This is a genomic window from Deinococcus sp. Arct2-2, assembly GCF_004801315.1.
Taxonomy (GTDB): Bacteria; Deinococcota; Deinococci; order Deinococcales; family Deinococcaceae; genus Deinococcus.
In genome coordinates, this window is sequence record NZ_SSNW01000012.1 from 92,458 (window position 1) to 105,062 (window position 12,605).

The following is a 12,605-nucleotide window of genomic DNA, read 5'->3' on the forward strand; positions in this document are numbered from 1 at the left end:
TTGGCTGCCCATGCCCCAGCGAATGATCCCAATGCGGCGGGCCAGTGGATTCGGCGCTTGGTGCGCCGCCAGCAACCGGTACGGGCCTTTGAGTCCTGCGGCTTCACTTGGGTTGACGTCGATGACGTGGCCGAAGCCACGGTGCGGGCGGCGGAAAAAGACGGCAATGAGGGCGAACAGACAGTTGATTGGCCGGTGGGAGACGTGATGGTGCTGGGACGGGGGGCCTGGCGCGTTCAGGGGGCCGAATGGAAACGGGTGAATCCATGAGCCCCCCCTGAAGGTGGCCTTGACCAGACTCGGAAGACTATCTCATACTGAACAGACACGCAGACCACAGTTCACACGCCCTGGAGGCCCCCATGAACCGCCTGACCACGTTGCTCAGTCTCAGTGCCCTCCTGACCTTCAGCACGGCCCTGGCCGATCACCAGCTGCACAACCTCAAGAACTTCCGGAGCGTGTGCGTCAACACCTTTGTCGAGATCAAGGACACCGAAGACGAAGACGCGGCAGAACTGATCTACAACGCCATCGCGGATCAGCTCGAAGAAGCGGGCATTGTGGTCGCCGACTCGCCCTGCCAGGCCAACGGCACCACCGCCAAGCGGCAGGTCAACTTGCTCTACAGCTTTACCAGCACCTCCAGTGGCGGCGCGTACTTCGGCACCCTCGAAGGCTGGCTGCAACAAGACGGTCCGTACACCAGTCCCGTGATCTGGAACGACTTCATCTACGGATCCACCGGCAAGACCGAGTCGCTGGACGCGCTCGCCGAAGACCTGGCAGCTGAACTCACCGACAGCTTTCTTGACAGCTGGGACGAGAACCACTGAGACCCGGACTCACCCGCCGCCCAGCAGATGCAGGCGGGGGCGCTGACCGTCCCCGAACCCCCTCAGGCCTCTGCTGGCCCGTCCGGAAGTACGAGACGTCCGCCCGGCCCGGTACTCTCCTCAAAGCCGCAGCGCCGCCCGCAGGTCGGTGTCCCTGGTGTCCAGACAAAACCGCACGGGAAACACTTAGGTCTCCTGAAACTACGCCGCGATCACCTGCCATACCGTCGCGACTGAATTCCATGGTTAAGTCGTGCTGGCCGACAGGCCAGGTGACTTCCGCAGCTCTCGCCCTCAGGAGGGGAGCTGATGTTCCCACTGGGTGAGGAACGGCAGATCACCGGGGTGTCAATGGGCTTTGGAACGGTCTGCTACCCGCGGAATGCCCAGCTGATGGAGGATCTCCAAGGCCAGTTCAAACCGGCAGGTCTTGAGGGGGTCGACCACCTGACTGATCTGAAGATGCCCCACCGCACTCAACAGTCCGACCGCATCTGCACGAGAGAGCCCGGCTTCGGCTTGGAGAAACGCACTCATGTGTTTGGTGGCCAGGACAGCGGCCTCGTCGAGGGTCAGCGCGCTGGCGATGGTGTACAGGTGCGTGGCCGTTTGAAGCATCGGCAAGGGCCAGCGACACTGGGGGATCACCCGCACGCGCACCGTGACCCGCCCAGCAACCTCCAACCCACAGACACTCACCTCACCGTCCCCCATCGCCGCGTGGAGGTCCCCCATCGCCAGGAGGGCACCTTCGACTTCGACGGGCAGGAGCAGCGTCGTTCCGGCCTGAATCAAGCGGGTGTCCATGTTGCCCCCGTGGCGGCCGGGCGTGCCATTGGACACCGCCTCTCCGGCGGGCGCCGTGCCGATCACCCCGATCATGGGCTGAACAGGAACCTGGACGCTGCCCATCGTCACCTGTCCACCCTGTACGGGATAGACCCGCACCGTGTTCTCCTGCAGGGTGTCACCCTCGACCCCCAAGCCGGGCCCCGTGACCATGACGGCCTGAGCCCCGATCTCGATGCGGAGGATGTCCACTGCCAGCGCGTCCCCGGGCTGGGCACCAGTGACAAAGACGGGACCGGTGGCCGGGTTGACGCGGGTCCAGTCCAAGGCCACGAAATCCGCTTCAGCACTCTGAATCTGGTCTTCAAAACAGTCCCGGGTCGGAAAGGTCAGCAGGCTGCCGTCTGGCACGGAAACCACCGGGGCGTGGGAACGGCTCATGGCGTAGATCAGGGGTTCAGCGGGCACGACAATAGGGGTCATTTGGGCTCCAAACCGGTCTCCCGGCCATCAAGGAAGAGAAGGGTCAGCAGGAAATGCGGCACCATAACGGTCAACCCAGCGGACGGAGGCTGACCCTTGGCCGTGGCGCTCCTGGGACAGTCCATGACCAGCGCGGCCAAGCGTCGGCACCCCCATCATGAGCTCCGGGCCCGGGCGCTGCCGTCCGGCAGCGGTACCAAACCCACCATGTCCCCAGCATTCGCCTGCCCCTCTCCACTGAGGGAGACGGTGTGCCCGCGTGAGCCCAGGCTGGAGCCGGCGGAGAAGTGCCTCCATCCCCACAGAGAACATTCCCACTTATCACCAGCACCCCTCCCCCTCAGTTCGCGGCTTGGAACACATTGATATTCAGTCCTCGAGGCCACCATCAACAGTGACGCAGAGCCTGTCGGAAAGGTTCAGTCCAGATGTTGCCACATCACCAGTGTAGATCGGCCGGCGGAGGTGAGTGCGTAGGCCACCACAGCACGTTCCGTCCCACTTTCGCGTTCAATCAGCCGGAGCGTTTCAAGGTCTTTGAGCAGCACTACGCTCAGGCGCCGCCCCTGCAAGGTGTAATACGGACCGCGGTCACCTCGGCGATGCAGCAGAAGCGGAGCGCCTTCCTGAAGGGCACTCAGCACGCGGATGTGCGGCGCAGTCAGCTCCAGAGGCATGGCCCAAGCGTACCGCATCAATCCACTGCGGCGCGAGCCTGTCGGTGGTGCGGCATGCTCTGGGTGACCCGCCGTAGACCAATTCAGATCCTCTGCTGAACTGGGCTTGAGTTGTCCCTGCTGGGTGCCACTGGCGGCTTATACCTGGGTTGCTCTGCCTCGTTCAACTCCCGCTACACATAACGTTATGTGTGACTCCGCTAAGCTAAGGGCACATGACCACCTACACCTTTTTCAATCACGCGGGCGGAGTGGGCAAGACCTCCGCCACACGTGACTTCGGCTACGAGCTGGCCTCCCGGGGGCACCGGGTGCTGCTGGTCGACTTTGATCCTCAGGGCAACCTGACCTCTTTTCTGGGGGCCGACAAATGGGGGCTCAAGCAGGAGGCCACCCTCTTGGCCGCCCTGCTGGAAGACGATCCCAACGCGGTTCAGTCCCGGCTGCCGTCCACGGTGGAGGTACATGGACTCTCGCTCTATCCCGCCACCATTGACCTGGCCATCGCCGAGGCCCAGCTGCTGGTCAAGATCGGCCGGGAACGCCGACTCAGCAATATCCTCGCGCACCTGCCTCAGGCTTACGACTATGTGCTGATCGACTCACCGCCCAGCCTCGGAACCCTGACCGTGAACGCCCTGGTGGCCGCCGACGCGGTGATCACGCCCGTCGCCACCCGCTTCAAGGCCATTGACGGCCTGCCGGGACTCACCCGGATGGTTCAGGAGTTGCAGTGGGTCAAGCCGAGCCTGGGCTTTGCCGCCTTCCTGCCCACCATGTACGACCAGCGCAACCGGCATGATTCTGACGTCCTGGCAATGATCCGGGAGCAGCTCGCCCCGCTCGCGCCCGTCCTGCCCCCGGTACGCTACCGCGCCGCCGACCACAACGACGCCAGCATGAGCGGCCAGCCGGTCCAGGTCTACAAGCCAGGCAGTGAAGCGGCGCGGGACATGGCGATGGTGGTGACCGCCTTTCTGGCCCTGGAAGGGCAGCCCGCATGAGCACCAAGAAGGAGCGGCCCCGCCTTCAGATGGGGCCCTTGACCGGATCCACGGGCCCCGGAACCCTGATGGCCGGGTTCACCAGTCCGCCCGTGCCCGAAGCGCAGACGGACCTGCCCCTCAGTGCCATCCGGCCGCGTCCCCAGCAACCCCGGCGCTCCTTTGCCGCTGATCCGCTGGCCCGGCTGACGGACAGCATCCGGAGCCACGGCATCCTGCAGCCGCTCTCGGTCCACCAGACGGAGAGCGGGTACGACCTGATTTCCGGAGAACGGCGCCTGCGGGCGGCCCGGGCAGCGGGCCTGACCAGCGTGCCGGTCAAGGTATTCTCAGGGCTGACGGACCGTCAGGTGCAGCAGCTGTCGGCGGTGGAGAACCTGCAGCGAGAGGACCTGAATCCGGTGGACGAGGCGGACGCCGTTCTGGACATTCTGGCGGCGGAGCTGGACATCCCGAAAGGGGAGCTCACGCCCCGGCTGGAGCGCTGGAAGTCGATGCGCATGCGGGATCCGGCGCTGGGCCGGGCCACTGAAGACGAACGCCAGGCCATCGTTCGTCTAGAGGCGCTCTTCCGGGGGTTGTCCCGGGGCGAGTGGACTTCGTTCGTCGCCAACCGCCTGCCGGTGCTGCGCTTGCCCGAGGCCCTGCTGGAAGCCGTGCGGGAGGGGCGTCTGGAGTACACCAAGGCCATCGCACTCAAACGGGCACCTGAGGGTCTCCGGGAGGCTTTGCTGGCGGAGGCTGGCGACCTCTCCGTGCAGCAGCTTCGCCAACGGATTCAGGACGCCAGCCGCACCGTCAGCGCACACGACGAGTTGGACACCGCTCTTGAGACCTTTCAGCGCCTGATTTCAAAAGAGCGTCTTGCCACGCTGTCCCCCCAGACGCACGCGAAACTACTTGGTCTGATCAAGCAGGCCGTCACGGTCGTGGGAGAGTCGTCCCGCTCCTCCTCTCCAGGGCGGGCGCAGTGACCCTCACAGGTCACCGCAAAGTTCCTCTCCAGTCGCCTGGCCGTTCCCGCGTAGTTTCTGCTGCGCTGCCGGACAATGGGCCGGTGAATCGGTCGGCCGCAGAGACGTTGTGTCCCGGCGGACGAGAGTTGAGCGTCGCCGGAACAGCAGAGGCCTGGGCACCAAAAAACCAGGAGGGGCCTCACTTCCCAGGCTCTTTCCTGCCACACTCTGGACATGTGGGTACCCTGCTGCTCCGCGCCGCCTCAAGGCTGGCCCAGTCCAGGTGCGGCCAGCACCGAGATCCAGTCGGGAAACGGAGCTGACCTGACCTCTGCTCCCCTGTCCTTGATTCTCTTGCTCCGGGCGTTCCCCCAGTGAATCCCGATCTGCACTTGTTGCCCATCGGCACCCAGGTGGTGACCCGCACCGCTGTGCACACGCCCAGTGGCGAGGTCACCCGGCCCGCCGGCAGTGTGGGCGTGGTGCGGCAAGTGCCGGCCGACCTGCAGCATGCCTACCGCGTCCAGTTTCCCGGTGGCCGCGAGCAGACCTTCCTGCGCCGGGATCTGGAAGTTCGCAAGCAGCACCACACGCCCGATCTGCCTGAAGCGCCGGACTGGACGCCATGGGTGCAGTACCGCTGCGTGGTCGGTTCCCGTGCCTTTGGGCTGGACACTGAAGACAGCGATACCGATCGGCGGGGCTTTTATCTCGCGCCCGCCGACCGGCACTGGAGCCTCTGGGGCGTGCCGGAGCAGCTGGAGAACGACGCGACCCAGGAAACCTACTGGGAACTCCAGAAGTTCCTCTCGCTGGCGCTCAAAGCCAATCCCAACGTGCTCGAATGTCTCTACACGCCCCTGATCGAGACGGCCTCCCCAATCGCCCAGGAACTGCTCTCGATGCGCGGCGCCTTTCTCTCCACGCTGGTGTACCAGACCTACAACGGCTACGTCCTGTCGCAGTTCAAAAAGCTCGACGCCGACCTGCGCAACCACGGGAAGATCCGTTGGAAACATGCCATGCACCTGATCCGCCTGCTGCTCTCGGGCATCGCCGTGCTGGAGCGCGGGGAGGTGAGTGTGCATGTCGGGGAGCACCGGGAGAGGCTGCTGACCGTCAAACGCGGGGAGCTGCCGTGGGCCGAGGTCAATGCTTGGCGTCTGGACTTGCACGCCCGTTTTGATACGGCACTCACGCGCACGACGCTGCCCGAGCGTCCAGACTATGCTCAGGTCAATGCCTTTTTGGTGCGGGCCAGACGCAGCATGTTGGACGTGAAGGGATGACCTGGCCGCGGCAGCTCTCAGAGGCCGTGGAGGCGCATTCCTATCCGCTGCTGTTCGCCACCATCAGCGGGGCGCACCTCTACGGCTTTCCCAGGCCCGACAGCGATTGGGATCTGCGCGGCGTCCATGTGCTGCCGGCCCGGGAGGTGTTGGGGCTGCAGGCCACCCAGGACACCATCAGCTTCGAGCGCCTGGAGGACGGTCTGGAACTCGACCTGGTCACGCACGACGCCGCCAAATTCTTTGCATTGATGCTGCGGCGCAACGGGTACGTGCTGGAGCAGCTCCATTCGCCGCTGGTGGTGCACACCACGCTTGAGCACATGGAATTGCGTGAGTTGGCCCGGGGCTGCGTGACGCGGTATCACGCGCACCACTACCTGGGGTTCAGTGCCAACCAGTGGCGACTGTTCTCCAAAGAGAGTCCCCAGCGGATCAAGCCGCTGCTGTACACCTTCCGCACGCTGCTGACCGGACTTCACCTGATGCGAACCGGAGAAATCGAGGCCAACCTGCGGGTGCTCAATCAAGAGGCGCGGTTGCCTTACTTGGACGACCTGATCGGGCGCAAGACCACGGAGGCGGAGCAGACCACCCTGACCGGAGAAGTCACGTTCTATGAGGCCGAATACCAGCGGCTGACCGAAGCGCTCGTTCAGGCCCGCGGTAAGAGTGGGTTGCGGGAGGAAGTGGCCGCAGACACCCGACAGGCCCTGAGCGACCTGTTGGTTCGGGTGAGGCTGAAGGAACGAGGGGCGCAGTAGACGGCTGGACTTAAACCAGTGACCCGCAGACCAAGCCGACCAGAGGCAACGTGCCGCCTCAAGACAGAGGCGGGGTTGCGCAGCTATCGGTAGCGACGTTTCCTGTACCAAGAGTTTCCACAAGATTGGGCAAGACGTCTGGGCGGGCGAAAGAGCAGGGTCGGCGTATGAAAACTGCGGTCAGTACGTCAACAATGGGTGATCCTGAAAAACGCGCTGTCAGCGCGTTTGAACGCTACTCGTCCGTTCTCACCACGCTCCTGATGCGCTGCATTCCCCTTCAGGTTTCCGCTGCACTCTCCTTTCCCCTAACTGCGACCCGTGTCCTGCACGGTCAATATGAAATGTGTTGTGCTGACCGTGCTTTCTTCCATTTCAATCCTGAAATGAACGTTCTACACGACGCATTTTCTTGATTGGAAACTCTTGCTGTACGGAAAAAGAAACGCGTGGCAAGAAGCCGTGCAGCGGGCTGCCTAAGACCCAGGCTGCCTGCTGTTCCGAAGCCCGTTCGTCTGGTGCCCGGTCATGATTTGCCGCCACCGCCCGCACGACACTCTTGGGGGATTGGTTTTTGATTGGGACGACATACTTGGGGGATTTTTGAGTCTACTTTATAGCTTTCGAGCGTCCCCAAGCAAGAATTTTACATTTTCCCCCACATTGATTCTGCGGCGGATCCCCGTACGACACTCTTGGGGGAAAGGTGCCTGAAAAGCACGACATACTTGGGGGAAAGGTGCACATTCAACGACATACTTGGGGGCTTCGGTCCAGGTCAGGCACGACATACTTGGGGGAAAGGTGCCTGAAAAGCACGACATACTTGGGGGATTTGACTGGGGTCAGACGACATACTTGGGGGGAAACGAAGCAAAAGTGCGACACACTTGGGGGGAAAGAAGGTGAAAAGTGCGACATACTTGGGGAGAAACAAGGCGAAAACACCGTCTGACACACCCAGTGCCTCTCCCACTTGATGTTGAAATCATCATTCTTTACTGCTGTACTTCAATCTAGAAGAACATCAACATTCAAGGCGTGGCCCTGCACGCGGTAGACTGGCGACACCGGAGACCATGTGACGCGTGAACGCAAGAGCAAAGTTCAGCGAGGACAGACCATGCAGCGCTTCACGGAGGCCAACGTGGCGCGGCTGGGCCTTATCTCCATTCAGGAACGCATTCCGGCGGATTTCACCCGCTGGGCCTTCGAATTCGAGGTGGACGGCCGGATGGGTCATCTCTCCTGCTTCAGTCCTGCCGAGTGCGGGGGCGTCCCGCATGGTCTGGACGGCGACATCGCCAACGCCCTGATCGACCTGTTCATGGAGCAGGGTGCGCCGGAAAGCGGAACGGTCACCACCACCGCCAGCCAGTTGCTGCAGCGGGCCGGGCTGCACAACAACGGTCACTATCACCGGGTGCTGACTGAGTCCCTGCGGCGGCTCAAGCAGGCCACCTATACCCTCAGTCACGCGTGGCGCGACCATGAACAGCAGCGCTGGACCAGCGGCACCTTCAGCTACGTGCTGGCCTATGAGGTGACCTCCGGCGAGCGCGACACGGTCACCGAGGGCGCGGTGCTGGCCATCACTCTGGCGCGTCAGATCGGCCAGTCGATCCGGGCCAAATACGTCAAACCCCTCGACTACGCTTTTCTGACGTCGCTGGAACGGCCCCTGACCCGGGCGCTGTACCGGTTGTTGGACGCCAAGCGGCATGATCCGCATGACCTGACCCGGGTGGTGGCGTCGTATCAGGTCAACCTGCTGGACTGGGCGGCCGAGTGCAAAATTGTCGATCTGCGCACGGACAAGATCCGCCGCACCCTAGAAGGCGCCCACGAGGAGCTGCGGGAGCGCGGCTACCTGCAGGAGGTGGTCTATGAAGGCCGGGGCCGCAAGCAGACGCTGACCTACCGCTTCGGCGTGCAGCCGGTGGGGGAGAGCGACTCCGCCCTGATCCTGGCCCTGGTGGCCCTGCGGGTGGCGCGGCCGGTGGCCCGCAAGCTGGTCGAGACGCTGGGAGAAGCGCGGGTGCAGGCCCGGCTGAATAAGTTCCGGGCCCTGCTGGCGTCCGGATATCAGGCCCGTAATCCGTCGGCCCTCCTGGTGGACGTCATCAAGGATGAGGAGGGCAAGTACGCCGATCCACTGGGGTTTGCCTCCCCAGAGCAGGGGAAAGCGGCACAAGAGGCGCAGGTGGAGCGCCGGCAGCGGGCGGTGGTGGATCTCGAGCACGAGGAGCGCGGGCGCGAAGCGGCGTTTCAGGCGTTGAGTCTCGACGCGCAGGCAGATCAGACCTTGCGGACGCTGCAACTGGTGCTCAAAACCCGGTTGGATACCGCTCAGTACGCCCGGCTGCGTTCCGCCCTGGCCGCGGGACGGGCCGATGCCGGACAGGTCGCCAAGGCGGTGACCAAGGCTGCCTTTGAAGGCACGGTGGACAAGGTTCTCGAAGACTTGGCCGTCCTGACCGGGTAGAGAAGCGCGGAGAGGCCCCGTGAGTCTGGGGGCGGTTCTGCTGCGGTCTTCTGAGCGCTGGAGTGGATGCGCCTTCCGGCAAGCGCGCAGCGCCCTGCTGGAGACGGCGGAAGGCTGCGGGAAGTCTGCCCCATGACTGGAGCCTCCTCGGCCCGCTCCGCCTGCCCAGTGCCAGACCGACATGTTCAGGCTCATGGAGACGGTCATGGCGGCGTTGGTTGTCTGGCTCTTCTGGCCAGGGCCACAGTCAAAGAGTTGCGCCTCACGCCAAGAGCGCGGCGGACACCTCAGGGGCGGCGTCAGACGGCACGCCCCAGCTGAGCGGGGCGGCCATCACCCGTCTGCTTCCACAGGTCACCGAAACTCTGCTAAAATTACGTTCCAATCATAACCTTGGCCCCCACATCCCCTTCTCAACAGATTCCCCGGAGACACCATGAGCAAAGACAACCCCAAAGAAATGACCGTGCCCGCTGACGCCGCCGGGCGCCAAAAAGCCATCGAGAATGCCATGAGCCAGATCGAGAAGCAGTTCGGCAAGGGCACCATCATGAGGCTCGGCGCCGACAGCCGGCTGGACATCCAGGCCATCAGTACCGGCAGCCTGAGCCTGGACGTCGCTTTGGGGATTGGCGGCATCCCCAAGGGCCGCGTCACGGAGATCTACGGCCCCGAGTCCGGCGGCAAGACCACGCTGGCGCTGAGCATCGTCGCCCAGAGCCAGAAAGCAGGCGGCACCTGCGCCTTTATCGACGCCGAGCACGCCCTGGATCCGGTGTACGCCCGCGCGCTGGGCGTGGATACGGACGCCCTGCTGGTGTCTCAGCCCGACAACGGCGAACAGGCCCTCGAAATCATGGAACTGCTGATTCGCAGCGGCGCGATTGACGTCGTGGTCGTGGACTCTGTGGCCGCCTTGACGCCGCGGGCCGAAATCGAGGGCGACATGGGCGACAGCCTGCCCGGCTTGCAGGCCCGCCTGATGTCTCAGGCCCTGCGCAAGCTCACCGCCATTCTCAGCCGCACCAACACCGCCGCCATCTTTATCAACCAGGTGCGCGAGAAGATCGGCGTGATGTACGGCAACCCCGAAACCACCACCGGCGGCAAGGCCCTGAAGTTCTACGCCAGCGTCCGCCTGGACGTGCGCAAGGTCGGCGGCAAGTCCAACATGGTCGATAACGTCGCCGTGTCGCACACCGTCAAGGTCAAGACCGTCAAGAACAAGGTCGCGCCGCCGTTCAAGGAAGTCGAACTCACCATCAAGTACGGCCACGGCTTTGACGCGATGGACGACCTGGTGACGCTGGCGACCAGCTACGAGGTCATCAAGAAAGCCGGCAGCTTCTACTCTTACGGGGAGGAGCGCATTGGACAGGGCAAGGAAAAAGCGGTCGCGTTTCTAGAAGGGCGGACGGACCTGCTCGAAGAAATCCGCGAGCGGGTGCTCGCCAAGATGCGCGGCGAAGGAACCCCGCCAGCCCCCGCAGCGGGCGGCGGCAGCGAAGCACTCTCCGCAGACTGAACCTCCGCCTCACCAGAACAGATCAATCGTTCGCACTCCGGAGACCTGGCCCCAGCCCAGGGGCACCACGACGTCTCCCGCGCGAGGTCGTTCAGGGCCCGGATGAGGGCGAACTTGTCGGTGTTGGCCTCGAGGCGCAGCAGGGCGGCGAGCGTGTCCCGGGCAGTCATGGGGCGAGGGAGCCTCACGCGGTCATGGACGGGTGCCGCCTCGCAACCAAGCGCTCACCCGTGGTGTACAGGCTCAGCGCCCCCAGCACTTCTGGGCGGGCCTTGGTCAGCAGCCATGGGTGAACATCGGGCGCTTGGGGGCCAGTCATTATCCGGTGGAGCAATGCCAAGGGGACGTTTGGGTTTGCCACCACGCTCTGGGCCAACCATGGGGCTTCAGCGAGTTGCTCCAGTGCCTCTGGAGGAGTGGCCGGATTGCGGGCGACGGCCTGACGCACCCGGTACTCGGGATCGCTGGCCAACTCGAGTAGCAGTTCGGGACTCAACCGCCCTTGCTGGGCCACGGCGACCCGAACGCTATCCTCGGGATCTCGGGCGAGCGGTGTCAACAAGGGCAAGGTGAGATTTCCGGCCACCGTCTCCCGTGCCCCAGCGTTGCCGCTCCGCGCAATGGCCGCCAGGTGATTCAGCAGCTCGGGCAGAAGGTGCGGATTTTGAGCCAGCACGTACAACCGGTCGTCCCACAGGCTGTCGATGGCCTGCCTCTGCTCTTCTTCCGTCAAGCCTGCCGCTGTTTTCCAGTCTCTGGGATCGGCGGCCTGCACTTCGTCTTGGGGATCGGTGGCGAGCGTCATCAAGAGGGCGTCTGAGGCCTCGAGGTGTCCGGCGACGTGGGCGCGGATGACTGGATCAGGATCGGCGCCTGTCCCCACCTGACCCTTGCTCTGCTACACGGTATGGGTCACTTCGTGGGCCAAGAGCTCCAAGCCGCTCTGGGTATTGGGATTGAAGCGGCCACTTTGGAAGTAAATGTCCGTACCTGTGGTGAAGGCTAAGGCGTTGACCCTCTTGCTCAGCTTGTCCGCTTCAGCGTCATCGTGAATCCGCACCCCACTCAGGTCATGATTCAGGCCCTGTTCCAAGTGGCGCTGAATTGCGGCGGGCAAGGGATTGCCTGCCCCACGCCGTGCCTGAATCCGCTGGATCACCGGCTGCAGGGCTTCTTCATCCAATTCTGCTTTCTTCCGTTGCAACGTGTGACGTTGTCCTGCGGCCTGTGCTTGGGCCTCCTGATCCAGCTGCCGTTGCCGGGCTTGATCTATGGCTCGTTGCAGCGGCAAGCGCTCCCGCTGGGGAACCAGGTTCAAGACCACCCATGACACGGAGGCGCTGTTGGGATGCCGTTGCAGGGTGGCCAAGTGGTCGCCGTACTGGGATAGCGGGCGTCTGGGGCCTGGCGGTCTTGCCGAAAGCCCTGCACCAGCGTGTGGGCGACTTGCCGCTGCAGGGCGATGAATCCATCATGCTCCCGGCTGCTCAGGCGCTGCCCATCGATCTGCTCGGCCTGATGACGCATCACCGTCACCCAGTCACCGGGCGTCACGGGTTGAGCGGACAGTGGCGCAGCTTCGCGCACCGGCACGGCCTGTGGGCGTGCCGCCATCTGCTGCTGAACCGAGCGCTGTTCGTTCACCGCCCTTCTTCCGCGCGGTGCAGACGGGCCGCCTGAAAGACGGGCCGCACCGCTTGGCGTTGGGCCTTCACGGGCAGCAGGGTGAACGGGCTCATGTCATACGGACTCCGATTAATTCAAGCACAAAGGCCACCAGTGGAAGAGGGTGTGCTG

The 12,605-nt window shown here is 63.8% G+C and carries 14 protein-coding genes; 9 read left to right on the plus strand and 5 right to left on the minus strand.

The annotated features are described in order from the left end of the window. Complete coding sequence (locus tag E7T06_RS07970) at positions 1 to 270, plus strand: hypothetical protein (RefSeq protein ID WP_136365294.1); 270 nt, start codon at positions 1 to 3, stop codon at positions 268 to 270. Positions 271 to 362: 92 nt separating this feature from the next. Continuing rightward, a complete protein-coding gene (locus E7T06_RS07975; RefSeq protein WP_136365295.1) occupies positions 363 to 836 on the plus strand; it encodes a hypothetical protein in 474 nt (157 codons plus the stop codon). A gap of 348 nt (positions 837 to 1,184) precedes the next feature. Here the strand turns inward: E7T06_RS07975 and E7T06_RS07980 are convergent, their stop codons facing one another. After that, complete coding sequence (locus tag E7T06_RS07980; RefSeq protein WP_136365296.1) at positions 1,185 to 2,108, minus strand: acetamidase/formamidase family protein; 924 nt, start codon at positions 2,106 to 2,108, stop codon at positions 1,185 to 1,187. A 419-nt stretch (positions 2,109 to 2,527) separates the two neighbouring features. Continuing rightward, on the minus strand, positions 2,528 to 2,785 hold the full coding sequence (locus tag E7T06_RS07985) for a hypothetical protein (RefSeq protein WP_136365297.1): 258 nt from the start codon (positions 2,783 to 2,785) through the stop codon (positions 2,528 to 2,530). A gap of 215 nt (positions 2,786 to 3,000) precedes the next feature. Between E7T06_RS07985 and E7T06_RS07990 the strand changes: the two genes are divergently transcribed. From E7T06_RS07990 to recA, 7 genes are all read left to right on the plus strand, one after another. Continuing rightward, the gene (locus E7T06_RS07990) at positions 3,001 to 3,789 is read left to right on the plus strand and encodes a ParA family protein (protein ID WP_136365298.1); all 789 of its coding nucleotides are present in this window, start codon (positions 3,001 to 3,003) and stop codon (positions 3,787 to 3,789) included. Then, positions 3,786 to 4,763 (plus strand): ParB/RepB/Spo0J family partition protein, encoded by a 978-nt coding sequence (locus E7T06_RS07995; RefSeq protein ID WP_136365299.1) that lies wholly within the window; start codon positions 3,786 to 3,788, stop codon positions 4,761 to 4,763. Before E7T06_RS07990 ends, E7T06_RS07995 begins: the two co-directional genes overlap by 4 nt. Positions 4,764 to 5,119: 356 nt before the next feature. Continuing rightward, complete coding sequence (locus tag E7T06_RS08000; protein WP_136365300.1) at positions 5,120 to 6,034, plus strand: nucleotidyltransferase domain-containing protein; 915 nt, start codon at positions 5,120 to 5,122, stop codon at positions 6,032 to 6,034. Continuing rightward, positions 6,031 to 6,798 carry a nucleotidyltransferase domain-containing protein gene (locus E7T06_RS08005; protein WP_136365301.1) on the plus strand — a complete coding sequence of 256 codons (768 nt, stop codon included), beginning with the start codon at positions 6,031 to 6,033 and terminating at the stop codon, positions 6,796 to 6,798. The genes E7T06_RS08000 and E7T06_RS08005 overlap by 4 nt, the downstream gene beginning before the upstream one ends. A 167-nt stretch (positions 6,799 to 6,965) precedes the next feature. After that, positions 6,966 to 7,214 (plus strand): hypothetical protein, encoded by a 249-nt coding sequence (locus tag E7T06_RS08010; RefSeq protein ID WP_136365302.1) that lies wholly within the window; start codon positions 6,966 to 6,968, stop codon positions 7,212 to 7,214. A gap of 665 nt (positions 7,215 to 7,879) precedes the next feature. Continuing rightward, positions 7,880 to 9,283, plus strand: coding sequence for a replication initiator protein A (locus E7T06_RS08015; protein ID WP_240740911.1), 1,404 nt, complete (start codon positions 7,880 to 7,882; stop codon positions 9,281 to 9,283). A 436-nt stretch (positions 9,284 to 9,719) separates the two neighbouring features. Then, entirely contained in the window at positions 9,720 to 10,808 is a 1,089-nt protein-coding gene (recA, locus tag E7T06_RS08020; RefSeq protein ID WP_136365303.1) for a recombinase RecA, read from the plus strand. A gap of 184 nt (positions 10,809 to 10,992) precedes the next feature. Here recA and E7T06_RS08025 read toward each other — a convergent pair whose 3' ends face one another. The 3 genes from E7T06_RS08025 to E7T06_RS21700 are packed head-to-tail and all read right to left on the minus strand — an operon-like array spanning position 10,993 to position 12,452. Then, positions 10,993 to 11,691, minus strand: a complete 699-nt coding sequence (locus E7T06_RS08025) for a hypothetical protein (RefSeq protein WP_136365304.1) — start codon at positions 11,689 to 11,691, stop codon at positions 10,993 to 10,995. A 15-nt stretch (positions 11,692 to 11,706) separates the two neighbouring features. Next, positions 11,707 to 12,126 carry a DUF4157 domain-containing protein gene (locus E7T06_RS21695; protein ID WP_240740912.1) on the minus strand — a complete coding sequence of 140 codons (420 nt, stop codon included), beginning with the start codon at positions 12,124 to 12,126 and terminating at the stop codon, positions 11,707 to 11,709. Beyond that, entirely contained in the window at positions 12,123 to 12,452 is a 330-nt protein-coding gene (locus E7T06_RS21700; protein ID WP_240740913.1) for a hypothetical protein, read from the minus strand. The genes E7T06_RS21695 and E7T06_RS21700 overlap by 4 nt, the downstream gene beginning before the upstream one ends. Positions 12,453 to 12,605: the final 153 nt, after the last annotated feature.

Bases quoted from the DNA above. Each gene is read 5' to 3' on its own strand.
- E7T06_RS07985 (WP_136365297.1), bottom strand. From the start codon at position 2,785: ATGCCTCTGGAGCTGACTGCGCCGCACATCCGCGTGCTGAGTGCCCTT.
- E7T06_RS07980 (WP_136365296.1), bottom strand. From the start codon at position 2,108: ATGACCCCTATTGTCGTGCCCGCTGAACCCCTGATCTACGCCATGAGC.
- E7T06_RS07990 (WP_136365298.1), top strand. From the start codon at position 3,001: ATGACCACCTACACCTTTTTCAATCACGCGGGCGGAGTGGGCAAGACC.
- E7T06_RS07975 (WP_136365295.1), top strand. From the start codon at position 363: ATGAACCGCCTGACCACGTTGCTCAGTCTCAGTGCCCTCCTGACCTTC.
- E7T06_RS07995 (WP_136365299.1), top strand. From the start codon at position 3,786: ATGAGCACCAAGAAGGAGCGGCCCCGCCTTCAGATGGGGCCCTTGACC.
- E7T06_RS08005 (WP_136365301.1), top strand. From the start codon at position 6,031: ATGACCTGGCCGCGGCAGCTCTCAGAGGCCGTGGAGGCGCATTCCTAT.
- E7T06_RS08010 (WP_136365302.1), top strand. From the start codon at position 6,966: ATGAAAACTGCGGTCAGTACGTCAACAATGGGTGATCCTGAAAAACGC.
- recA (WP_136365303.1), top strand. From the start codon at position 9,720: ATGAGCAAAGACAACCCCAAAGAAATGACCGTGCCCGCTGACGCCGCC.